This is a genomic window from Paenibacillus sp. PsM32, from assembly GCF_030433815.1.
In the GTDB taxonomy this organism is placed as follows: Bacteria; Bacillota; Bacilli; order Paenibacillales; family Paenibacillaceae; genus Saccharibacillus; species Saccharibacillus kyungheensis.
The window spans coordinates 1-23,135 of the sequence record NZ_JARUWY010000026.1; the positions used below are offsets into that span (position 1 = coordinate 1).

Consider the following 23,135-nt stretch of genomic DNA (forward strand, 5'->3'; position numbering starts at 1 on the left):
TTTCTTCATGATATTTTTTAGCAATTGCTATTGCTTCTTCTGGTTTTAATACAGTATCCATAGTGATCTCGTTTATTCTGCGATGATGTCTTGGAAAATTCCGATCTACTTCCTCAAGTATTTTTTTTAATTCTTCTTTAGTTCTATTATATCTTTTCAATTCTACTCACCTTCCAAATCATTTGTTTTTTAATCGCAAATCATTAATATATTCTTTTGAATGATTAATTGAGTTATCATCAAACAATTCTTCATTTTTCATAACTCTTGAAAATACATACTCTTCTCGCTCTAATCGACTAAGATTCATATACGTATCTTTCCCTATGGCTAACCATTGCTCTGCATGATATCCTTCATGATACAATTTAATTAAACTTGGATTTTTCTTGATCCATATTTCTGCATTACTATAATCAAATCCTGCTTCATATTTCTCTGTAAGTACTTTTCTTCTTTTATCTACATTTACAGTGACTCCAACTTGTCCCCATGTTTTCTTGAATTGTCGAATCTCTTTCCTAGATGCTAAATTTTCTCCTATACTATTTTTGAGAATTTGAACTTTTCGGTAATCTAGGGTTTCATGGATAACTTTGCTATCAATACTAGTCTTCCCAAACTGCTTAATAACACAACCTCCAGCATCAATAACTCTCTCGGTTCCATACTTTCCGACATACTTCGCCCCAGGAATTGGGATCAAGCTTATTAATGTACCGACACCATTGGCTACTCGATCTCCTACAGATAGTTGTTCACCTCTAACATAATATTTCATTTAAATAATTGCTATAAATAATTTATATTCACCAAATTAGGAATAGCATTTGATAAGGATATTTTCACTGCATTAAACATCTTATCACTATCTGCACTCACTCCATCTAATTTTACAAATTTGAATCATTAATCTCTTATAGCTTGAGTTTGAACTATTAAAACGAATAATTAAATGATTTTCAAGTTAAAAAATACAAGCTGTAAAATATACAGCTTGTATTTTAAAGTTATTTTAAACTACCTTTAATTATAATACCCTTGACCAACAGCCCATAATAAATATTCAAGTTTTGCAAGCAAAGCAACTTTATCCGTTGTAGAATAACTTTCTATCGGATTAGACCAATCTAAATTTTTAATTAATTCTAATTCATATTCTCCTTGAGGGTCTGCTTCTGGATACCATCCAATATCTAAAATAATATGATCTCGAATATAACTCATCTGAAGTAAATCTTCTGTGAAATTAATCCATTTCTCATCTTCTTCATTTAATGTCTTTGGATCTAATTCTACAAAACTATTGTAGTCTACTTTCCAAGAAGACGGTATCCATATGGGTTGCAATGTTAATATTGGTAGTTCTGGTTTAACTCTCATACTAGCCACTCCAATTTTTATATTTAAAAGACTAATAAACAGCTTTGAATATCACATAAAATAATAAACAAAACTAGCAAAAACAGGTCTATTCTAGTAATAGTTTACTAAAATAGACCTGTTTAGTGTAATTAGACAGTATACGCAAATGTATTAATAGAATTTTTATTATTTGGTTTGGAATATTTTATTAAGAAATATTAAGCTTTTTTTTAATCTCCTTTAATTGAGCTTCAACTTCAACCTTCGCATTTGGATTGTTTATTAAATAATCTATACTTGCTTCTTTTAAATGATGATAGAAAGTACCGTAATCTAATACTAGCGTTTGATCTTTTTCCACTGCTGGGTAATCAAAAAAATAACCAACTCCTATTTCACCAAAATAGCCTTCATCCCATTCATTTAGTTCATTCGCAAAAACACACCACACATGTTCACTTCCACCAAATCCTTTTTCTTCACAAAAATTTTTAAGTGCTTTTAAAAAGTATCCCCCTTCAAGATGTCTATAATACATATTCAATAATTCTTTTTCTGTTAAATTGTCGCTCATCACAGCATCCTCCTAAAAATTATTTTGATAAAGTCGGGAAGAAATTCGTTATTATACCGTTCTCATCAAGGTATCCTGTGAATTTTAAACCATTTGAAGCTGTTCCTCTAATTTCTCTACCTATTATCTCTCCATTCTCCGTTGCTTCCTTACCCCATGCTATCATTTGGTTATTGGAGATTACATTTGGATCATATACTGTTTTGGGATGGGAAATATTTTTAAACTGATTAGGTATTACTTTTAATTCTTTATCAAGAGCAGGAAGTCTGTACTGAACCTGAAACACTCCAGAAACTGTAGAATGCGATGTTTTGGAAATAATGATATCGTCTAGGTTCCAACCTTGGTCTGTTATAATTTTTTCAAAGCTTTGTAAATTGTGTCCTCCAACAACTCCCTTATTCCCTTTTCTAACAATACCTTGAGCGTTGATTATATGATCTTCAAAATTAGCCAAGTATTTAAAACTATTTTTATTCTTGGCTACTCTTGCTATCACCCAACTACCGCCATCAATCGCTCCTTTAGTTAAAGCTTTTCCTGCAATCTTGCCTCCAGGTACCCAACTTAAGAGAACTCCTCCTCCATTGGCTACTCGATCTGCAACCGATAATTGATCTCCTGTAATGTAGTTGACTCCGGTAAATATTTCTTGTAACCCTTCGAGTGTACCTAATCCTGGCACAGCATCCGCTAAGAAACTTCCAACCGTTTTCAAAATCTCGTCGCTATCCGCACTCAGTCCAAATGGATCGATATACGAAATCGGATTTCCATTCACATACGCGTACCGATTCATCGTCAGTCCATCATCGATACTGCCGCTCAGCACATCTCGGTTCACAAAGCGCTTGATTTCTGGATTGTAGTACCTTGCTCGCATCTGGTACAGTCCATGTAGTTATTTATTTTGAGTCATCATTGGGCAATCTGTATTAATTTATAATATGATTTTTAGTTTTGATCATTTGCTCCACGATTTTATCATGTAAGTTATCATGTCTATAAGTAGCATAGCATTAATATAAAAAGCATAAGCTGTAAAATATACAGCTTATGCTTTAAAATTATTTTATCTTTTGTAGAATAACTCTCTAATAAATTAGATCAATGTAATTCAAATTAATTTAAGTCCCTACTCCCTTTAATAATTTATTTACCAATATCATTTCTCTTAAAATCCATCATAATTCTAAAATCGTTATTAGGACAAAAAATGCCAGGATGTTTACCGCTATTTACATCATTAAAGATGAGAACAGATCCACATTTAGGACAATCCACATTTTCTCCATTGATAACTCTAGCAATTATAGAATTTATATCATGAGTAGATTTTTTTTTGAATTCATTTTCCATACGTAATCCTCCTCATTATTATTGATACGGAAGTTCCGGGTATAGACTTTCGACATTTTTTATAATCCTTCTGATTTCACCTATGCTTAAATTTGGGTTAAGATGCTTTGCTTCTCTAATATGAGCTATTACTTCTTCTCTCTGAGTGTAGACAGAAGTATTTAGCATATTATGAGTAACTTCATGAATTATAATTTGAGCAGTTTTCTTCTTGGACTGAGTATTTTGTACATAAATAATAGATCTATAATCTTCTATAGCTAATCCATAAAGTCCATCTTGTTTACTATAATCTAAATCTACTCTAATACTATTATTTCTAATAATATCTAACGTTTCTAAGCCGATCTCAGATTTTTTAAGTTCACGATACAAATTTTTAGGAGAAATTCTCTGACCATTTTTAGCAAAATCATTCTTAAATAAATCTGATGGTTTAGCTAAACGTACTTGTTTTGAGAGTTTACCAAATAGCCAGCTACCACCATCAATAACACCTTTAGTCGCTGTCTTCCCAACGACTTTCCCGCCAGGGACAAAGCTAACTAATGTACCTACTCCAGTAGCAACTCGGTCTCCTACAGAAAGTTGTTGACCTGTCACATAATCTGTTCCTGTAAAGACTTCCTGTACACCTTTTACGGTTCCTAAAATAGGAACAGCATCCGCTAAGAAACTGCCAACCGTTTTCAACATCTCGTCACTATCCGCACTCAGCCCAAACGGATCGATATACGAGATCGGATTCTCATTCACATACGCATAGCGGTTCATGGTCAGTCCATCATCAATACTTCTACTCAGGGCATCTCGATTCACAAAGCGTTTGATCTCTGGATTGTAGTACCTTGCTCGCATCTGGTACAACCCGTTTGGATCAGTCATCACTCCGTCGTGTCCGTTGCCCTTTGGCATCAGTTAACGCTATGGTATTTCATGAAGGTCATAGTGATAGTTCTGGTAAGCTCAATTTGCGCCTTATCTCTTGATTAGACTTTTATTATATGCTAGTGTGTATTCGTAAAAAATCTCCTAAAAGAAATTATCTTTTAAGGGATTTTAATTATAAGTTCTTCTGTTTGAAATAATCTGACATAACCTGTAAATAATCTATCAGTTTTTCTGTTTCTTCTGAGAAGTCAGCTATAGTCCTTAATTCTCCTTTTTTACTAACAGCATAGGCACAAGACCATCGAAGTTCTTCTTCTGGCGGTCCATAAACTTTTTTATTTCTAAAGAAAAACCAACAATTCTCTGCTTCTTTATACTCCTCGCTTAACAAAGGAATATTTTCATCTAAAGAATATCTGTTTAACTTATCGAAGGCTGTTTTATAAGCAATATTTTTTGCCTGTTCATAAGTGATTTCTTTTCTGTTTATACTCATGGTCTCCCCAATCCCAATTTTAAGTTTGAATGTAGCTCTACAATTTTTCCTATTTGTGTATCTATAAAATAGACCTGACCATCTTTATTAACCACATTTATAACATGTAGAATTTTTCCTTGATCTATTGTAACCACACCGACTGCACCAGATTCTTCAGCTTTCATAATTCGTATTACATTTTCAGCACTTAGATTTTCTAAAAATCCAAATGGTGCAGAAGGTAATAAATCATTTTTACTTGCATATCCATTTGAAGCTGAAGCAAAACTATTTAAATCTTCTCCTAAAAGCCTTTTCTGAGCTACATTTGCACAAGAAACACAGTTAGTGTTAAGCCCAGCTCCTGCGCCTTCTACGTAATTCGGATTAACTCCTATAAGTTCTGGAAATTCATTATCTAATGATCGAGTTGAAGTATAGACATTACTGTATGCACTTCCTACTTCTTTGCTTGTATTTTTCCCAAACTGCTTAACAACCCAACCACCAGCGTCAATCGCTGCTTCAGTTCCATATTTCCCAACATACTTCGTTCCTGGGAATGGAATCAATCCCGTTAATGAACCAATTCCATTGGAGACTCGGTCAGCTACAGACAATTGTTCGCCTGTAATGTAATTAACGCCCGTAATCGTTTCTTGGAAACCTTTCACGGTTCCCAAAATAGGAACGGCATCAGCTCCGTAGCTCAATCCTGTCGTTACCCAAGAATCTCCATCCGCACTCAGTCCAAACGGATCGATATACGAAATCGGATTCCCATTCACATACGCATAGCGGTTCATCGTCAATCCATCATCAATACTGCCACTCAGAACATCTCGGTTCACAAAGCGTTTGATCTCTGGATTGTAGTACCTTGCTCGCATCTGGTACAACCCGTTCGGATCAGTCATGACACCGTCGCGTCCGTTATAATCATAATTTGGAGTAAACCTTAAAATTTTCTACGTAAAAAAAACCAAGTCAATTATTATCTAACTCTAATTGACTTGGTTTTTATAAAAAGAAAGGAGTTTAGAATAAATGATACATGTTGAACAAATAAAAGGTTTATTCAACATCATTAACTACTTATGATATTGAAGTATTATCTTTAAACTACTCTGGTATAGTTGGCAAAAAAGGACGTTTCTTTTCTAGTTCAAACCAGACTTCAATATGATTACATAAAGACGGGATATCTAATATTGCCTTTTCACACAAACTTTCATAATCATCTTTTAGAATCTCCTTTAAGTCATAACTAACAGCATATTTATCACTCAACTTGGCTTCATAAACCTGAGTTGGCTCGATTATATAATTCCTATGACGAGTATGATGACTGATATTCATACCCCATTTAAGTTTACCTTTAAACATATGAATACATTTCTGTAACTGTGAATACATTTCATTCTTATTATGAAATCTGAAATAAAAACCTGCTGGACGCTCATAAATATTACCAGGATTATACATTGATGTCCGATGCCATTCAAATGATTCTAGTTTTGAAATAGTATAAGCCATCAACTCAAAATCTGCCATTTTTCCATTTTTTTTAAAATAAATACTATTAGGAACCATTTCTTTTCACCTACTTTAAAGAATGTCTACTTATAGATATTTTCCTACCATTTAGCTCCTTTAATATATCTATATAATCTTTAGTAGTAATGGGTTGATCACTAAATCGAGGATCATAGATATACTTATCATTAGAATAAATAGTATGGTAATCAAATTTTTGTGCTTCTACATACTCAGTAACATTTATTGTTCCATACTTTTCGGATGATGTTATTGTAATAATTTCGTTATCAACTATCCAGTCTCCTATAAACTAATTTAAAAAAACCTGAAAGAATTTAATTCTTTCAGGTTTTTTTATTATTCAATTTTTGCTTTTTCTTTTTGTCAATCCTAAATCATCTAATATACTACTTCTTTTAGTTTCCAATAAAACATAATAATCTCCGTTGATACAAATAATAGCTGGATGTTTTCCTGTTTCCATATTTTGATATATTAAAATTTCACCACAATAGGGACACGGTACTTGTTCACCTTTTAAAACTCTTTTATCAATGTCTGAGTTTTCTTCTTTTGAATTCATATCAGTTCTCCCTTATCTATAAGGTATAGTTGGATAAAGAGACTTCACTTCCTGAATAATCGCTTTTATTTGTGTGTAAGAAAGATTATCTTTCGAATGTTTAGCTTCTCTCATGAAAGCAATCACTTCTTCACGCTGAGTATATATAGGATTTTGAAGCGAAGTATGCGTAACCTCATGAATGATCGTTTGAGCCGTTTTAATAGTAGACTCGGTTCCTCTCACATAAATTGTAGCAGTATTGTTACGCATGTTTTCTGTTCCTAATATCTGGTTACATATCATATCAGTTGGTAATTCCCCATAATCTAATTTTTGTACCATTACTTTGTATCAATCTAATAGTTTCTTGTCCTATTTGAGATCTATTCAACTCACGATAGAGATTTTTAGGAGCAATTCTTTGTCCAAAAGGAGCATACGTATTTTCTTTGAATAAATCAGAAGGTTTGACATATCGTAATTGTTTATTAAATTTCCCAATAAGCCAGCTACCACCATCAATAGCACCTTTAGTCGCTGTCTTTACAACCACTTTCCCACTAGAGAAAAAGATAACTAACGTGCCTAATTCTGGCACAAAATCGCTCAAGAAAATTCTGATCTTTCTTTTAATATTTCATCACTACCTACACTCAAAAAAGAATTAGTACACGAGATTTGATTCGTAATCATATATGTATAGCAGTTCAAAATTTTTTAAAATTTAAAACTATATTAAATCTTTGTAAATCTTTTCGATTTGCCGGCAAAGTTTCTATTATTCCTCTTCTCCATTTTTCTCCATTTATCGTCTCTGTCCATCCACAACTATTGCATTCAAGAATAATTTCAGAGCAATTCTCTTCTTTCGTTATAAGATATCTCATTTCATCACCCTCACAATTTGGACATTCTTTACCTCTATTTGTGACCATATCCCAAAGTCTATTTCCTAATATCATAGCAAAATTATCGAAATTATCAGGTTCATTTTTTTCAAACCTTTTTTTTTCATCATCTAGTAAAAAGCCAGGCGTTTCAACAACGTATACATCAGGATTAAGTTTAATAAGTAGATTTAATCTATTTTCACTTAATGTTTCTGATTTAAAATTATTTCGATGGCTCTGAATCCATGAAGTTATAATTTTATAATAATTAATATAATCCTTAGTAGTAAGAGGATTATTTAAAACATTAATAAAATCTTTCCAAATAGTAGAATCCATTTAGCTCTCTCCTTTTATTTTGGCCCAGGAACAGGATAAACTGTTATCAAGTTGCCTGCTTGATCTGTAAAAATTTTTATCCAGCTAGTTTGATATCCTCCAAATTTAAGAGCAGTGTTTGCAACAATTTCTCCTGTATCAACTGTTCTAACATATTGTCCTCCTTCTACAAATTTAACTGGGGATGTTACACTATCTACACTTTGCAATATATTCTTCAGTTTATTCTCAGAAATTAAGAAAACAGATCTACTATTAGATAAAGGAACATTAAAATGTCCATCTACTACATGATTCCAACCTGCTGAAACAGGTTGGTTTGAACTTGGTCTTAAAGGTGTGAAACGAGTTCTTCCTTTTGCAATATTGATTCTATATTGTACAATTCCTATACCTTTTTCAATATTACTTGATTCTTTAGCAAATAGCTGTAAATCCATTTTTAATTGATAATTACTCGTTACTTGTTTTGTTTCATTCTTCCCAAACTGCTTAACAACCCAACTACCCGCATCGATTGCCACTTCGGTTCCGTATTTTCCAACATACTTTGCACCATGAATTGGAATAAAGCCTGTTAATGAACCAACACCATTGGCAACGCAATCCCCTACAGACAATTGTTCTCCTATAATGTAGTTGACTCCGGCAAATATTTCTTGTAACCCTTTGAGTGTACCTAATCCTGGCACAGCATCCGCTAAGAAGCTTCCAACCGTTTTGAACATCTCATCACTATCCGCACTCAATCCAAACGGATCGATATACGAAATGAGTGCATCATAGGCTTAAATCGGACGACCTAGCTTGTCGTATGCATATGTAGGAAATATGTAGGCAGTGTTCTCCCATAACTATTCTGATTCGATATCGAAATCCTATTTTTTACACCATCATCATGATCCTATATAAATGACAGATTCCTTTGTGGAACTCGTTGGAAAAAATTAATATATATCTGTCAAATCAATAACATCGCGATCCATCGATATAGTGAAAACGTTCATGTGCCGCTTCCTCCTGAATTTTCTATGAATTTTGTGCTTAATTAAAGGGCAGGTGGCTAGCCTTTAATACATGACCTCCCCGTTGCAAAATGTTCAGTTCTGACAATATAGTTGTTGGGATATCCTATGAATTGGTTTCGATGCTCTCGATACTATATCCATGGGGTATCTATTCGCAAAGTTATATCTGATTTAGAAAAACTGTGAGAAAACAAAGATAACAAAAAACAGGTCAATCATGGTGGCATCTGACCATAATCGACCTGTTTTTTGTATCGAAATAGCGCTAAATTTTGGGTTCATTCCTCACCAAAAAAAGGAAATCTTAAAAGTATAAAGCCAATAAAGTTCATAATACTAAGTTGTAGTGCCATGAATAAGGGAGAGTTCTATCTCTTGTACTTTTCAACAATTTGATTTATGCCAGCAAACACTAAATCTTTAATTACCTCCGTATAGTTATTGTATGTGCCTTCTTTTTCAATAATTATGTCTAACATATTTTTCAATTTGCCATCTATCATAATCGTTATTCCTTCGATTTGTTCACCAGTTTTTTCATTATCGAACTTTTCAGATAGTATGCTTATTTTATTATCACTCATTTCTTTCCTCTATTATTCTCTAAATTTAATAAATCAATTCCATTTTTATCATACCAGTATTTTTCTTCCCAATCTATTTTAGGCAAAAAATCTTCGTAAACCCCGCTCCAATTTTTGGGAACAAAATCTTCATAGGAGGCTGGCTCTGGATACAATGAGTATAGTTCTCTTTTATCAACATTTACATATAATGAAGGTAAAAAACTATAAAATGTATCCTGTTTTGATGTAGTAAGCAAATTTAATTTAAGTGACTCTCTTAGTTCGTTGGTTGAAACAGCATACTTATTTATTCTCCGAATAAATTCTATAAATGAATTCTCATCTAAAACTTCTATACCTTTCCTTTCATCAACTTCCTCTATTTTGTTTCCAATATTTTTAAGTCCAATTTCTTTAAATTTCTTAATATAAGCATCTGCTTGCTTTTTCCTATCAAGAAACCATAAATCTTTCGGAGCAACATACCACTTGAAGAAATTATCGACTAATAAACCTACGATAATATTGTCTAACGATTTAGGTTCTAATAGCATATTACTCAATCCCTTTTTTTTTATTCGTGCATTTTTAGCAACTCTTCTATCCACTCAATCCAAGGTGCTGGAACTTCAAACGAATTACCTGGTTTTGTTGGATCTACTAGTTTTGTTGGATCTACTAGTTTTGGCGCTGTTCCGCCTTGGTTTAATGGATTTGATTTGTATCCACTTTGAGGTATTGTGTTTTCTTTTAAGAAATCATCAAACTACTTGGGAACATTAAATTCTACAATTTCAGTATTTCCGTCTCTTACTTCATTTTTGAAATAGTTTGAATGCTCACCATTATCTATACTTATATTCAAATCAGATTCTTTTTTTGGTATTGTTATTGTGCCATCTTCATTTACCTGTATACGTGGTTGACTTGATTTAGTACCCTCTCCGCCTTGAACTCGTCTATATGTTACTTCATCTTTACCCGTTCCTTTAGCTACTCTGGCTATAACCCAACTACCGCCATCAATAGCTCCTTTAGTTAGGGCTTTCCCTGCAATTTTGCCTCCAGGTACCCAACTTAAGAGAACTCCGCCTCCATTGGTTACTCGATCTGCAACCGATAATTGATCTCCTGTAACATAGTTGACTCCGGTAAATATTTCTTGTAGCCCTTTGAGTGTACCTAATCCTGGCACAGCATCCGCTAAGAAACTTCCAACCGTTTTAAACATCTCGTCACTATCCGCACTCAGTCCAAACGGATCGATATACGAAATCGGATTTCCATTCACATACGCATACCGGTTCATGGTCAGTCCATCATCAATACTGCCACTCAGAACATCTCGGTTCACAAAGCGTTTGATCTCTGGATTGTAGTACCTTGCTCGCATCTGGTACAACCCGTTCGGATCGGTCATGACTCCGTCGCGTCCGTTGTATTGGAACGGTTGCTCGGTCGTGCCTTCGTGTCCTAAAGATTCTCCGTAGGTGCCATAGCTGTACGTATCGGTCAGTTGTCCTTTGGCATCCGTTAACGCTATTGTACTTCCGCGACGGTCGTAGTGGTAGCTTTGGTACGCTCCGTTGGCGTCTTGGCGTCCAATTAAGCCGTTACCGTACACATACCATGCTGTCGGTTTGCCTGATGCATCGGTTTCCATCAGCACTTGAGACAGAACTGCTTCTGGATTGATCACATACTTCGTTGTTGTTCCATTCGCGGTCATCGACGTGCGATGATTTTCGTTATCGTATCCGTATTGTACCCCACCGGCTTCTATCAGACGGTTACATGCATCGAAGAGTTTTTCATTTTCTAAACTAGTATAATTACTAATCATTATAGTTTAGTCAATTTGTGAATTAAGATAAAAAAAGCAATCTACTTTCATCAAAAAGTAGATTGCTTACATACTATAAATTATTTAATTATTTTATAATACTCTTCTGTAAACTCATAACTTTCATTTAGAAAAATACACTCCCAAATCCATAAGAAGAAATTTCTTACTGGATAAGGTGGATCAAATGGTGGCAAAACTGATTCAAAAACTCTCTCAAAATCAATAGCATTACTTGTTAAATAATAGCTTAAGACTAATTTTGCATTTAGTTTTTGCTGTTCGTTTAATTCTTCAAATTCTTCTACAATAATTTCATTGATTATTTTTTTATAATCATTCTTATCTTGAATTTTTAATTTTCGATAATATTCAACTGATTCATTATCATCTCCTAATCCAGTAATTGGAGCTAAAAATAAATCTAGTAAATCGGAATTTATAATAATCACTAATATAACACCTCTCAATTTCTTAATTTAGGATATAAGATATATAATTTTCCATTTCTAAAAACTGCAGTTACTTTAGAAGAAGAAACTAAATTTTGTCCGCCCCTTAAATACCCTTCACCTATATTTTCACCCCTATCGAAGCTGAAACTGTTCCTTCCTATTTGGTTATAAATTGTTTCTGCCCTCTGAGCAGTATTTAGCTGTATTTGATTGCTTAAAAATTTAGAAGCATCTCCTATACGACCCGCATAGCCATCTGGGGTATATCCATTAGTTGCTCTCAAATACTGTTGTTGAAGCGTAGTTTGTGCACCATGTCTAGAATAATAGTGAGCTCCATTAGTAGATGACTCCATTCTTGAGAGCTGTAATTGAGCATTATTTTCAATCATCACTCTTAAACTAGATCTATTTCCTGCAAATAACTGCAAATTAACTTTTAGTGGTAACTTACTCGCTACTTGCTTTGTTTCATTCTTCCCAAACTGCTTAAGAGCCCAACCCCCAGCGTCAATCGCCGCTTCGGTTCCATATTTCCCAACATACTTCGTCCCCGGAAATAGAATCAAGCCTGTTAATGAACCAATTCCATTGGCGACTCGGTCAGCTACAGACAATTGTTCACCTGTAATATAGTTGACTCCGGTGATCGTTTCTTGGAACCCTTTTACCGTTCCCAAAATAGGAACAGCATCTGCTATGAAACTCCCTGCTGTTCTCAACATCTCGTCACTATCTGCACTGAGTCCAAACGGATCGATATACGAGATTGGATTCCCATTAACATAACGGTTCATGGTCAGCCCATCATCAATACTGCCACTCAGAACATCTCGATTTACGAAACTGCTGAGCATTGAATTATTACATCTTGCTCTTATAAGTTAATATTTGTATATATTATAAAATAATTATTATATTTCTTTCTCAAAAAATTTATACCTAAAAAAAAGAAAACAGTTATGTTGATATCAACATAACTGTTTTTTATAAATAGAATCAAAAGCTATTTATATTTTATAGAACCTACAAATTGCAAATAATTCGATTGAATTGTAGCTTGGACGACTTTTCCATTGTATTCAAAATCGTAAAGTAATATTGCCACATTGATATTTTCTGGCAATTCTTCTGTTACTTTTTTGAACTCTGAAATAACATTATAATCGTAAGAAAAGTCTTCTAGCAATTGATAAAAATTATCCACTTTATTTTCATAATACTCTGCTTCTCTTAAATCATCATCATATCTGATAATCTTAAAATATTCAGCAAATATTGATCTAATATAATCTCCTTCATCAGAATAAGAAATAGTTAATAATCTATCTAATTCTTCAGCATTTATAACCTTTCCTATCCATAAAGAAACAACTCCATTTTTCTCCATTGTAACTCTCCTTTTAATATTTCAAATCTTCTGGCAAAGCTTCTGTTCCACGATCAAGACGATAGTTCGCCCAATTTTGTAGCCTTCTTTTAAACATATTATAGTCAGTAGAAGAATCAATAATCTCTAACAACTCACTATGTACTTTAGTTGAACCTTTTCCACCATATTTACCAACAGGGTTAACAAATTTAGTTTCACTTATAAGTGTTCTCATCTCAGCAATCTGCTCACTTGTCCCCCCATCTTTTGAATACATTTGCCCTCGATACCAAATGCCACTCATGTAAACCTCTGGGATGTCTAAGTCGATCTTCTATAGTATCTCTTAATTTTGGATTAGCCCATACTTGATCAAACTCATCAGAGGTTAAAGAATTAAACCAATTATTGAATTCTATCTTTCGAACTGAAGGAAAAGAATTCACATTTTTAATAGTTTTTTTCCCAAACTGCTTAAGAACCCAATCTCCAGCGTCAATGACACCTTCCGTTCCATACTTCCCAACATATTTCGCACCTGGAATTGGAATCAAGCTTGTTAATGTACCGACACCATTTTCGATGCGATCTCCTACAGATAGCTGTTCGCCTGTAATGTAGTTGACTCCGGTAATCGTTTCTTGAATCCCTTTTACCGTTCCTACATAAGGAATCACATCGGCTCCATAGCTCAATCCTGTCGTTACCCAAAAATCTCCATCCGCAATCAGTTCAATAAAAAACTCAAGAAAACGAAAGTAACAAAAACAGGTCTATCATGAAAGGGTCTTACCATAATCGAGCTGCTTGATGTAACGGGATAGTGTTATTGGTTGAATGATAGATTCATCCGTCACTGGATCGCCCACAAAAAAACCTTAAAAGGCATAAAGCCAATCAAGGTTTCACAATAGAGTATTTAACCGTTTTGATGTTCCTTTTTCGCCAAATCAATTGCTACGGCTAATTTAATTTGGAAGATTTTACTTAACCTTCTTTGGAAATCCTTTAGATTAAAAGTTTCAATTATAGGAACTTCCGAAGGATTGACTCTGCTAATTTCAACTTTAGCAATTCTATCAAGGTTAACTAAAATAGTGAATATATCTTCGCCTTGTTCAGGTGTCCAATTCAAAATATATGCACTTTTCACTTCTCCAAAAGTAATTATTAACACATTCAATATCGCTTCTGCTTTAGCATCTTGAGCCGAAACTATATTCGAGCATTCCAACTCCTTTCTGAAATCCTGTTCCTGTTTGCTTCCTATTAGTTTCATTTTATCACCCCTGGCGTAGCAGTAACTAGGTTCCCATACTTATCAGTTAATACCGATATGATATTTGTAGGAGAACCACTAAACTTGTCAATACCTATGTTTGAGTCTAATGTAACTTCCCTTAGATATCTAGCTTGCTTCTCAATTGTCCCATTTGCTAACTTTATATCTGAGTATAAAACTCTTGAAACTGGAGTGTTCACAACTTTTTTACTTTGAAGAGCTCCCTTTAGTTCGTTAGGTGTAATTGAGAATTGGGAAGCATTCTTTGAAGGGTTAAAATGTCTATCTAGTACATGATTAAAACCTGCACCCTCTTCTGCACTTCCATTTCTTAAGTTTACTCTAGACTGAACAATAGGAGGCATTCCTTCAACCTTACCCGTCCCCTTGGCAAACAACTGTAAATTCATCCTTAATCGATAATTACTCGCTACTTGCTTGGTTTCATTCTTCCCAAACTGCTTAACAACCCAACTACCTGCATCAATCGCCGCTTCGGTTCCATATTTCCCGATATACTTCGTCCCGGGGAATGGAATTAAGCCCGTTAATGAACCTATTCCATTGGCTACTCGATCTGCAACCGATAATTGATCTCCTGTGACATAGTTGACTCCGGTAAATATTTCTTGTAGCCCTTTGAGTGTACCTAATCCTGGCACAGCATCCGCTAAGAAACTACCAATCGTTTTAAATATCTCGTCACTATCCGCACTCAATCCAAACGAATCAATATACGAAATCGGATTCCCATACACATACCGATTCATTGTCAATACTTCCACTCGACACATCTCGGTTCACAAAGCTTTTGATCTCAAAACTCGATAGTACTTTTATACACTTAGAGATTACTAAAAACATTACAGTCGTAAGTATAGATGATTTGTTTTTGATATATTGGCATGCTGTTCTTTATCTAATTCCGTATATAGTAATAGCTCGTTTAACTTAAGGAAATAAAAAGAAGCTTTGACGGGCTTAAGCCTATCAAAGCTTCTTTTTTAAGATTCAAATGTCATTTTATCTAGAAAAATCCCATTTTCCTTAATCACACACCTTGCTAGTCTTTGAGCTGCTCTATCGAAGTAAAATTGATTTGAATGATTCACATTATCAATCGGTTCCAATTCAGAGAACATTCTGGTTTCTTTATTTAATTGAATTTTCCCCATAATATTTTCATTAGGACCAAATCTGTAAATTACAATCTGCTCATCTTCATACTCTTTAAAAAGTAAAACAAAAGCTCCCATCTAGTAATCACCTCTAATCTATTTCCCATGGACGACCTGATTTAACAGCAGCATCATGAGCAGTTTCATAATCAGTCTTAAATATACCTTCAAATCTTGACTCAAATAATTCATGATTCAATAAATCAATATCTTTTTTAGTATAATTTCCTTGTTGTAATCTAATCCAAGCCTGAGCAATTTCATAATCTGAATGAAATCTTCCATACCCACTAGACTTTATATGCTCTTTAAAAAATACATGGTCTTTAATTCTTTGAATTCTATTTTCTTTCATTTCACTATTTATAGCTATTTTTCGAACATCAGTATTGGAAGATCTAATGTTATCATACATTTTGTCTGCTTCAGCTTCAATACGAAAATATTCATCTATTAATGAGAGATTTTTACGTCCTCCTGTTTGGATATTTTTTGTACGTTTCCCAAACTGCTTAACAACCCAACTACCTGCATCAATCGCCGCTTCGGTTCCATATTTTCCGACATACTTCGTTCCTGAGAATGAAATTAAGCCTGTTAATGAACCAATTCCGTTGGCGACTCGGTCAGCTACAGACAATTGCTCACCTGTAATATAGTTGACTCCTGTGATCGTTTCTTGAATCCCTTTTACCGTTCCTACATAAGGAATCGCATCGGCTCCGTAGCTCAATCCTGTCGTTACCCAAGAATCTCCATCTGCACTCAGTCCAAACGGATCAATATACGAAATTGGATTCCCATTCACATACGCGTTCCGATTCATCGTCAATCCATTCCCAATACTTCCCGTCACCACATCCCGATTCACAAAGCGCTTGATATCCGGGTTGTAGTAACGTTCTCGCATCTGGTACAGACCATTCGGATCGGTCTGTATGCCATCGCGTCCGTTGTATCGGAAAGGCTGCTGACTGTCACCGATGTGCTCCAATTGTTCACCATACGTGTCGTACATGTACGTATCGGTGATCTGTCCTTTCGCATCGGTCAGATGGTGCTACCACGTAGATCGTAGTAATACATCTGGTTGTTGCCTGCGGCATCTTCGCGGTTAATCAGTTCGAGTCGTATAAATTTTATAACAACTTACTATTCTAAAAAAGAAACCTTGAATGGCTTCATACCATTCAAGGTGCTTTAAAAGTTAATCACTTACCCATATTGAATGTCTTGGTAAGACATGACCACAAAAAGGGCAATTTACTACTGGTATTTCATTGGCTTCTTTTAAAAGTTCCCATCTATTGCAACAACCATAATACAACTGTGGAATAGTAGGATTCGCAATAATGCCTGTCCAATTACAAATGCTACAGTTCACACGTTCCATTTGTACTCTTTGTAGTTTATCAGCAATATTCATAAACAAACAAAACATCAAAATATTTTGCTTTCCAAATGGATAGAAAGCAAGAGAAAATATATTATACTTTTTTGGAAACTGCATCATATGTGATACCTGATCTACAGCACGGATAGGTCTACCTTCGATCACCGGATCATTGATTAATGAATCAAAAGCTTTAGTATCTAATATATATATGCTTTGACCATCAATCTGATTATGCTCATTTGCTACAAATCATAGGCAGCCATTCCAGACGAGGCAACTGTTTTGACATTGCCTGAGTCGACCGTTTTTTTCGCACCTGAAAACGGAGAAACTGTATTTGGAGCCACCTCAAACACTCGAAAAAGCCAAGCAGCGAGTTGCTGATAATTTGATCTATTACAACGAGGTATGCTTCTAACGCAAACTAAACGACCTTTCTCCGAAAGAGTTTCGGGAAAAGGTCGTCGCTTGGGAAACTGTACTTGTTTAATGCTACTTGACAGGGCTAAGACCATAATTAAGGTTTTTTCTTAATTCATAACGTACTCAGTTTGGAAGCATAAAAATAACATCAATAGGACTAGAATCTTTAAAAAACGAGTAGTATAACTCATTCGCTTTTTCTGGATTCAACATATGATTACTCTCAAATTCTCTTCCTAACTCTTTGAGTATCTCAACTTCATTAGAATCGAGGATCTTTTCTTGAATAAGAGTCTCTGAATCTTCCGCATAGTACCATGCTTTATCCATAATAGCTGACTCAGCAGATGAATAAGCAAACTTAATCGCACTAATTTCTATATATTCATCTAAAAAAGGATGAACAATTAATAGAAAACTTGAAACTAAAAAAGAACGTTTATGAATATTTCTTCTCTTCTTCACTTTCTTATAAATGTTTAAATAATTATCCGGAGCCTTTTCAGAACAAATCGTTGATTTAGCTAAAACAATCAATGCTTGCTCTTCATTCAGTAGATCTACTACTTTTTTGAATATAAGTTCTTCTTCGATCCCTAGACTGCTCATATTATCTAAACATCTAACCGCATCTTCTTCACAAGCAAATTGCATAGAAACTAACTGAATATATTCATCTAGTACAACTTCTTCAACTATAAAGAAGGGATATTCAACCAAAGTTTCAATATACAAAGCTTGATGTTCTTTTGGGATTAAATCTCTTAAATGGACGAACTCTTGGAATTGATCTTCTGTAAACATATGAATCATTGTTTGTTTTATGAGATTTAATATGCCAACCAAAACATCAATGTTTTGGTTGACAACACTTTCTTTTAAAATTTCTAAAATAGATTGTTTCATAGTGTACCTCTGCAAATTTATTTAGTGGTTATCTATCAGTTTCCATATCGTTTCATTCTCATACTCAATATATAGTAATCTGATTGTATTAGAGGCGCCGCCACTTGTAACATCTAAACTAGTCCAGCCATCATCCCGTATGTGATATCTCGCATACGAGTAATTCTCGATTTTTTGTCTGACTAAACTATTCCCATTTCTCATTTCACGCAGATCATCCAGTAGTTGCTCCGCTCGTTGTCTTTCTTTAGAATTCAACCTTTTGATAGCTTTTCCGGCTTTACGAACATCAGTTGGAATGAGGCCATATAAAGACGAACGTGTATTACCTATATTGGCATGTTGAATCCCCAATAATTGCTCAGGTGTAATAATATTACAAGCTTCTGTATTATGCACCCAAATACCAAGATCACTTACAAAATACGTATGGAAGTCAGCTACAGTCATATTATAGACCCTCGCCTGTCTGTTCTCATGCTGGATATCTTTGATATCCAACATCGTACCATCGTCTTTTACAAGTAAATCTCCAATTTTTAGATCTTTGGCAAATGTCCAGCCTTTACCATCAACCCAGAATGGATGATTATACGTAGATTCAATCTTTTGATCGCCAACTTCAATAACATAGAGCTCATCTGTGATATGACTAAAAGTAGCTGTTACTTTTTTATAAGCCTGTTTACCTGTAGCTTCATCTCGCGATAAAACCAGATCACCAACTTGTATATCTTCAATATTTTTTTCGCCTTGATCTGTTTTCACTTTTGTACCTGCTGTAAAGCAATTGCAAGCATCGACCAACTTATCTACAGATTTTTCAGCCTTCTTACTCCATCCAAATAAATCTGCGGCTTTCTCCCCTGTCCAGATTAATCCTTTGACCGTATATTTCCCAGCATATTTGGAACCTGGTACAGGAATCAAGCCTACTAAGCCACCAGCAGCGTCTGAAACACGATCGCTCATTGTCAATTGCTCACCTGTGACATAATTGACGCCAGTAATGGCTTGTTGCCACGCTTTTACTGAGCCTACAACGGGGGTAACGTCTGCAAGGAAGCTTCCACCCTGCTTCAGCCAATCCGCCCCATCCGCACTCAGTCCAAACGGATCAATATACGAAATTGGATTTCCATTCACATACGCATAGCGGTTCATCGTCAGTCCATCGTCAATACTTCCACTCAGGACATCTCGATTCACAAAGCGTTTGATCTCTGGATTGTAGTACCTTGCTCGCATCTGGTACAACCCGTTTGGATCAGTCATCATTCCGTCGCGTCCGTTGTATTGGAGTCCGTTGTATTGGAACGGTTGCTCGGTGGTGCCTTCGTGTCCTAAAGATTCACCGTAGGTGCCGTAGCTGTACGTATCGGTCAGTTGTCCTTTGGCATCCGTTAACGCTATTGTACTTCCGCGACGATCGTAGTGGTAGCTTTGATAAGCTCCATTCGCATCCTGTCGTCCGATCAAGCAGTTACCATACACATACCATGCGGTTGGATTACCCGAAGCATCGGTTTCCATCAGCACTTGAGACAACACAGCTTCGGGATTAATCACATACTTCGTTGTTGTTCCGTTAACAGTTACAGAAGTGCGGTGATTTTCGTTATCGTATCCATATTGTACCCCACCGGCTTCTACCAGACGATTCCGAGCGTCGAAGGTATAATTTAATTTTGCATCTGTCCCACAAGTGGACCGACAAGCATATTCCCTTCGGCATCGTATTTCAATTTCACAGTTTCGCCATTCACCGTAGCTAGAAGATTGTCTGTACTGTACTGCCTGAAGCTCATCTTTGGTCCATGTTAATTGGTTTTTACGATCATACCCATAAGTCGTTGTATGTTTTAATGAATCGACTGATTGGAATTAGTTCGATAAAATGGCACAATGTAAAAAAGCTTTGAAAGGCATTAGCCAATCAAAGCTTCTTTGAAAACATCACAATTTATAAATTTCCTCAAGCTTATGATTATTATACTATTGCAAAGAATTATCCCATACATTATCCTCATACGGATGATTCCAAAGATCGATATATAAACCGAGTTCTTTTATCTCACAAATAGCTGCTTCGCATACAATAGAACTACCAATATCCATATAATAATCATAAGAGTGATTTAAGAAAAATTGATCTTGATGCCTAAGTTGACAAACAATATCTTCTCTCAGTGCTAACCTAGAAATCAAATCAACTTCCCTAATAGAAAGATTATCTTTATCTTGCAAAGAATAATAAAAATTTATAATTTCATCAGAATAGCATTCAGGATATTTAAGAGTATGCTCTATAAAAAGCTCCTCCTTTAATTTATGAATAAGATAAACTTCCATATGTGTTACTTTCATATAGTTCATATAAATATGCGCTGCGTTTACATATTTGTTTTCAACAGATAGGTATTCTTCAGCTGTTAAAGGTTGACCATTATATATATTCCCGATATCAATTATTGATGTCCATGTTACAATTTTAGGTTTATATTGGTTTTCCTTTTGTAGAGGAGGATATTTTCTAACTTGCCAGTAATACATGTTCTAGTCCCCTATCCGATTTAGGTTTTTGTCATATGTTCCTAATCTAGTTTGTCTGCTCATTAAATCTTCTACTGTAGGAGCCATTTTCCATACTCCTTCATTATCAGCGCTGCCGGTACTTTGTCTAGGAATATCTCTTGTGATATAAATCCCCATATCTTTTGAATAAAAGACTGCAGCTTTAGCTCTTCCACCATTTACTTTTTCAAATCCAAGAAGTTTTGCAGCTGCTTCAGCCTCTTTATCTGTACGATAAGGACCATTTGGAATTGCAGTCTTTGGAGCTAGAGTCCATGCTCCATTCTTATTATTACCGTTCCCAAAATAGGAACGGCATCGGCTCCATAGCTAAATCCTTTCGTTACCCAAGAATCTCCATCCGCACTCAGCTCAATTTAAAAACCGCAAGAAAACGAAGATAACAAAAGACAGGACAATTATGGTGGTATCTACCCATAATCTACCTGTCTTTTATAACGCATTAGCGTTATTTAGATTATACTTTTCAAGCATTATTGTGATACAAACAAAATAGCGACATCTTTATACGGATATTACATGGGTCATATGTGTTACTTGTTGAATGACCCATTCATTCTACATTGTCTAGTAGCTCCCTCAGCAAAATATTATTTAATTTTATTTTTTATTGTATTGATATAGCTTTGATACGTTTCTTTCTGTTCATCGAACATCCAAATATCTGCTAAATCTATTAAGTTGTTCTGTTCAAGATTTTTAATCATTCTATCTAATTTACTCTTATGTGCTGAGAGCACTTCTGAACTAACTGATGATACTTTTTCCATCAATTCCATTGAATCAATATCAGCATAAAAAGGGGTGTTCTGTTCATCAATCCTTTCAATAATTTCAAACGTTGCTAAATCCTTAAAAACATCTTGCCTAATACAACGAATCAAATCAAAGTTTGATAACTCATATAAACATTTCCCTGTAATTTCCAAGTGCCATACAGGTATTGACATATCAGAATATAGAGTTGCATTTTTCATTAACTCTTCATATTTTTCATTAGTCAAAAATTCTTTTAACATCATGTTTCTATTAATCATATACCTTACTCCAATCGCTATTTAGGTGGATACACTTCTCCCTCAGGAGCAAACATATCTTCAATTTTTTTCATTGTAGCTTTTACCTCATTCAATTTAGATGTGTAAAGTTGTCGAAGTTCATTATCTAAATTAGGATTTTTGAGCATTCCTTCCCAACTTCGGTTCAAATCAACTAAACCACGATATGCGTCAGAAACTTCTTGAGCATGATCATAATAACCTCCACTTGGTTTTGAACAGGGTCACCAAATAAGTCTCTCTGTGCTCCTTTTAAATCCATTTCGGTTAAATGTGAGTATGTTCTTTCCTGCTGATTCAAAGTAGCCCTCTGACTAGTAGTGATTTTTGATTTTACAAAATCTGATAAATCATCAATACTTGAGAATATCCTGTCACCATTACTCGTTTCTTTAGCCACTCTGGCTATAACCCAACTACCGCCATCAATCGCTCCTTTAGTTAGGGCTTTCCCTGCAATTTTGCCTCCAGGTACCCAACTTAAGAGAACTCTGCCTCCATTGGCTACTCGATCCGCAACCGAGAGTTGCTCTCCTGTTATATAGTTAACTCCAGTAAAGATTTCTTGAAGTCCTTTTGCCGTACCTAATCCCAGCACAGCATCGGCTAAGAAACTCCCTGCTGTTCTCAACATCTCGTCACTGTACTCACTCAGTCCAAACGGATCGATATACGAAATCGGATTTCCATTCACATACGCATACCGGTTCATGGTCAATCCATCGTCGATACTGCCACTCAGAACATCTCGGTTCACAAAGCGCTTGATCTCTGGATTGTAATACGTTTTTCATCTCGTGCACTACTGCTTCATCGCATCCTAAAGATTCAACGTAGATATCGTACACATCTGCAAATTCAATAGTTAATACTATAAGATCGAACATTCTATCGATGAATATGATGAGAAAAATATTTAAATAAAAAAGAAATCTTGAAAGGAATAATCTTTCAAGATTTCTTTTTCTTTTTTTTAAACAAACCGTTATAATTCTACTGGTTGTCCATTTTGACCTAACATCCCCATTAC

Annotated in this window: 33 protein-coding genes and 1 pseudogene; all 34 read right to left on the bottom strand. The window is 34.9% G+C overall.

Annotation, left to right across the window (positions count from 1 at the left end):
• Positions 1 to 178: 178 nt before the first annotated feature.
• Positions 179 to 781, bottom strand: coding sequence for a zincin-like metallopeptidase toxin domain-containing protein (locus QCD85_RS23165; protein WP_301264016.1), 603 nt, complete (start codon positions 779 to 781; stop codon positions 179 to 181).
• 245 nt (positions 782 to 1,026) lie between these two features.
• Positions 1,027 to 1,383: a hypothetical protein gene (locus QCD85_RS23170; RefSeq protein ID WP_301264017.1), complete on the bottom strand. Its 357-nt coding sequence runs from the start codon at positions 1,381 to 1,383 to the stop codon at positions 1,027 to 1,029.
• A 190-nt stretch (positions 1,384 to 1,573) separates the two neighbouring features.
• On the bottom strand, positions 1,574 to 1,939 hold the full coding sequence (cdiI, locus tag QCD85_RS23175; protein ID WP_301264018.1) for a ribonuclease toxin immunity protein CdiI: 366 nt from the start codon (positions 1,937 to 1,939) through the stop codon (positions 1,574 to 1,576).
• 19 nt (positions 1,940 to 1,958) lie between these two features.
• Positions 1,959 to 2,825, bottom strand: coding sequence for an RHS repeat-associated core domain-containing protein (locus tag QCD85_RS23180; protein WP_301264019.1), 867 nt, complete (start codon positions 2,823 to 2,825; stop codon positions 1,959 to 1,961).
• 269 nt (positions 2,826 to 3,094) lie between these two features.
• Positions 3,095 to 3,301 carry a hypothetical protein gene (locus QCD85_RS23185; RefSeq protein WP_273614864.1) on the bottom strand — a complete coding sequence of 69 codons (207 nt, stop codon included), beginning with the start codon at positions 3,299 to 3,301 and terminating at the stop codon, positions 3,095 to 3,097.
• Between the two features lie 18 nt (positions 3,302 to 3,319).
• Positions 3,320 to 4,186 (bottom strand): RHS repeat-associated core domain-containing protein, encoded by an 867-nt coding sequence (locus QCD85_RS23190; protein ID WP_301264020.1) that lies wholly within the window; start codon positions 4,184 to 4,186, stop codon positions 3,320 to 3,322.
• Positions 4,187 to 4,364: 178 nt separating this feature from the next.
• Positions 4,365 to 4,688 carry a hypothetical protein gene (locus QCD85_RS23195; protein WP_301264021.1) on the bottom strand — a complete coding sequence of 108 codons (324 nt, stop codon included), beginning with the start codon at positions 4,686 to 4,688 and terminating at the stop codon, positions 4,365 to 4,367.
• Positions 4,685 to 5,635 carry an RHS repeat-associated core domain-containing protein gene (locus QCD85_RS23200; protein ID WP_301264044.1) on the bottom strand — a complete coding sequence of 317 codons (951 nt, stop codon included), beginning with the start codon at positions 5,633 to 5,635 and terminating at the stop codon, positions 4,685 to 4,687. The genes QCD85_RS23195 and QCD85_RS23200 overlap by 4 nt, the downstream gene beginning before the upstream one ends.
• Positions 5,636 to 5,792: 157 nt before the next feature.
• Entirely contained in the window at positions 5,793 to 6,263 is a 471-nt protein-coding gene (locus tag QCD85_RS23205; RefSeq protein ID WP_301264022.1) for a hypothetical protein, read from the bottom strand.
• Between the two features lie 307 nt (positions 6,264 to 6,570).
• The gene (locus tag QCD85_RS23210; RefSeq protein WP_301264023.1) at positions 6,571 to 6,792 is read right to left on the bottom strand and encodes a hypothetical protein; all 222 of its coding nucleotides are present in this window, start codon (positions 6,790 to 6,792) and stop codon (positions 6,571 to 6,573) included.
• Positions 6,793 to 6,804: 12 nt separating this feature from the next.
• Complete coding sequence (locus tag QCD85_RS23215) at positions 6,805 to 7,044, bottom strand: hypothetical protein (protein WP_301264024.1); 240 nt, start codon at positions 7,042 to 7,044, stop codon at positions 6,805 to 6,807.
• A gap of 34 nt (positions 7,045 to 7,078) precedes the next feature.
• Complete coding sequence (locus QCD85_RS23220) at positions 7,079 to 7,372, bottom strand: hypothetical protein (protein WP_301264025.1); 294 nt, start codon at positions 7,370 to 7,372, stop codon at positions 7,079 to 7,081.
• Positions 7,373 to 7,481: 109 nt separating this feature from the next.
• Positions 7,482 to 8,003 (bottom strand): hypothetical protein, encoded by a 522-nt coding sequence (locus tag QCD85_RS23225; RefSeq protein WP_301264026.1) that lies wholly within the window; start codon positions 8,001 to 8,003, stop codon positions 7,482 to 7,484.
• Positions 8,004 to 8,017: 14 nt separating this feature from the next.
• On the bottom strand, positions 8,018 to 8,731 hold the full coding sequence (locus tag QCD85_RS23230; protein ID WP_301264027.1) for a pre-toxin TG domain-containing protein: 714 nt from the start codon (positions 8,729 to 8,731) through the stop codon (positions 8,018 to 8,020).
• A gap of 668 nt (positions 8,732 to 9,399) precedes the next feature.
• The gene (locus tag QCD85_RS23235) at positions 9,400 to 9,615 is read right to left on the bottom strand and encodes a hypothetical protein (RefSeq protein ID WP_301264028.1); all 216 of its coding nucleotides are present in this window, start codon (positions 9,613 to 9,615) and stop codon (positions 9,400 to 9,402) included.
• Positions 9,612 to 10,151, bottom strand: a complete 540-nt coding sequence (locus QCD85_RS23240) for a hypothetical protein (RefSeq protein WP_301264029.1) — start codon at positions 10,149 to 10,151, stop codon at positions 9,612 to 9,614. The genes QCD85_RS23235 and QCD85_RS23240 overlap by 4 nt, the downstream gene beginning before the upstream one ends.
• A 212-nt stretch (positions 10,152 to 10,363) precedes the next feature.
• Positions 10,364 to 11,440: an RHS repeat-associated core domain-containing protein gene (locus QCD85_RS23245; RefSeq protein WP_301264030.1), complete on the bottom strand. Its 1,077-nt coding sequence runs from the start codon at positions 11,438 to 11,440 to the stop codon at positions 10,364 to 10,366.
• An 80-nt stretch (positions 11,441 to 11,520) separates the two neighbouring features.
• Entirely contained in the window at positions 11,521 to 11,892 is a 372-nt protein-coding gene (locus QCD85_RS23250) for a hypothetical protein (protein ID WP_273614862.1), read from the bottom strand.
• 14 nt (positions 11,893 to 11,906) lie between these two features.
• On the bottom strand, positions 11,907 to 12,692 hold the full coding sequence (locus QCD85_RS23255) for a pre-toxin TG domain-containing protein (protein ID WP_301264031.1): 786 nt from the start codon (positions 12,690 to 12,692) through the stop codon (positions 11,907 to 11,909).
• A 209-nt stretch (positions 12,693 to 12,901) separates the two neighbouring features.
• Positions 12,902 to 13,285 (bottom strand): immunity 22 family protein, encoded by a 384-nt coding sequence (locus tag QCD85_RS23260; protein WP_301264032.1) that lies wholly within the window; start codon positions 13,283 to 13,285, stop codon positions 12,902 to 12,904.
• A 13-nt stretch (positions 13,286 to 13,298) separates the two neighbouring features.
• Complete coding sequence (locus QCD85_RS23265) at positions 13,299 to 13,502, bottom strand: hypothetical protein (protein WP_301264033.1); 204 nt, start codon at positions 13,500 to 13,502, stop codon at positions 13,299 to 13,301.
• A 13-nt stretch (positions 13,503 to 13,515) separates the two neighbouring features.
• Positions 13,516 to 13,962 (bottom strand): pre-toxin TG domain-containing protein, encoded by a 447-nt coding sequence (locus QCD85_RS23270; protein WP_301264034.1) that lies wholly within the window; start codon positions 13,960 to 13,962, stop codon positions 13,516 to 13,518.
• 224 nt (positions 13,963 to 14,186) lie between these two features.
• Positions 14,187 to 14,546, bottom strand: coding sequence for a hypothetical protein (locus QCD85_RS23275; RefSeq protein ID WP_301264035.1), 360 nt, complete (start codon positions 14,544 to 14,546; stop codon positions 14,187 to 14,189).
• A complete protein-coding gene (locus QCD85_RS23280; protein WP_301264036.1) occupies positions 14,543 to 15,319 on the bottom strand; it encodes a pre-toxin TG domain-containing protein in 777 nt (258 codons plus the stop codon). Before QCD85_RS23280 ends, QCD85_RS23275 begins: the two co-directional genes overlap by 4 nt.
• A gap of 234 nt (positions 15,320 to 15,553) precedes the next feature.
• A complete protein-coding gene (locus QCD85_RS23285; RefSeq protein WP_301264037.1) occupies positions 15,554 to 15,805 on the bottom strand; it encodes a hypothetical protein in 252 nt (83 codons plus the stop codon).
• Positions 15,806 to 15,818: 13 nt separating this feature from the next.
• On the bottom strand, positions 15,819 to 16,721 hold the full coding sequence (locus tag QCD85_RS23290; RefSeq protein WP_301264038.1) for an RHS repeat-associated core domain-containing protein: 903 nt from the start codon (positions 16,719 to 16,721) through the stop codon (positions 15,819 to 15,821).
• A 213-nt stretch (positions 16,722 to 16,934) separates the two neighbouring features.
• Positions 16,935 to 17,237 carry a hypothetical protein gene (locus QCD85_RS23295; RefSeq protein ID WP_301264039.1) on the bottom strand — a complete coding sequence of 101 codons (303 nt, stop codon included), beginning with the start codon at positions 17,235 to 17,237 and terminating at the stop codon, positions 16,935 to 16,937.
• A gap of 432 nt (positions 17,238 to 17,669) precedes the next feature.
• The gene (locus tag QCD85_RS23300) at positions 17,670 to 18,452 is read right to left on the bottom strand and encodes a hypothetical protein (RefSeq protein ID WP_301264040.1); all 783 of its coding nucleotides are present in this window, start codon (positions 18,450 to 18,452) and stop codon (positions 17,670 to 17,672) included.
• A 21-nt stretch (positions 18,453 to 18,473) separates the two neighbouring features.
• Positions 18,474 to 20,021, bottom strand: a complete 1,548-nt coding sequence (locus tag QCD85_RS23305) for a polymorphic toxin-type HINT domain-containing protein (RefSeq protein ID WP_301264041.1) — start codon at positions 20,019 to 20,021, stop codon at positions 18,474 to 18,476.
• Positions 20,022 to 20,447: 426 nt separating this feature from the next.
• Positions 20,448 to 21,005 carry a hypothetical protein gene (locus QCD85_RS23310; protein WP_301264042.1) on the bottom strand — a complete coding sequence of 186 codons (558 nt, stop codon included), beginning with the start codon at positions 21,003 to 21,005 and terminating at the stop codon, positions 20,448 to 20,450.
• 3 nt (positions 21,006 to 21,008) lie between these two features.
• Complete coding sequence (locus tag QCD85_RS23315) at positions 21,009 to 21,278, bottom strand: toxin C-terminal domain-containing protein (RefSeq protein WP_301264045.1); 270 nt, start codon at positions 21,276 to 21,278, stop codon at positions 21,009 to 21,011.
• Positions 21,279 to 21,637: 359 nt separating this feature from the next.
• Positions 21,638 to 22,084, bottom strand: a complete 447-nt coding sequence (locus tag QCD85_RS23320; protein ID WP_301264043.1) for a hypothetical protein — start codon at positions 22,082 to 22,084, stop codon at positions 21,638 to 21,640.
• Positions 22,085 to 22,259: 175 nt separating this feature from the next.
• Positions 22,260 to 22,739, bottom strand: a complete 480-nt coding sequence (locus tag QCD85_RS23325; RefSeq protein WP_301264046.1) for a pre-toxin TG domain-containing protein — start codon at positions 22,737 to 22,739, stop codon at positions 22,260 to 22,262.
• A 30-nt stretch (positions 22,740 to 22,769) separates the two neighbouring features.
• Positions 22,770 to 22,877 (bottom strand): annotated as a pseudogene (locus QCD85_RS23330) (hypothetical protein); the annotation flags it as partial.
• Positions 22,878 to 23,135 lie beyond the last annotated feature (258 nt).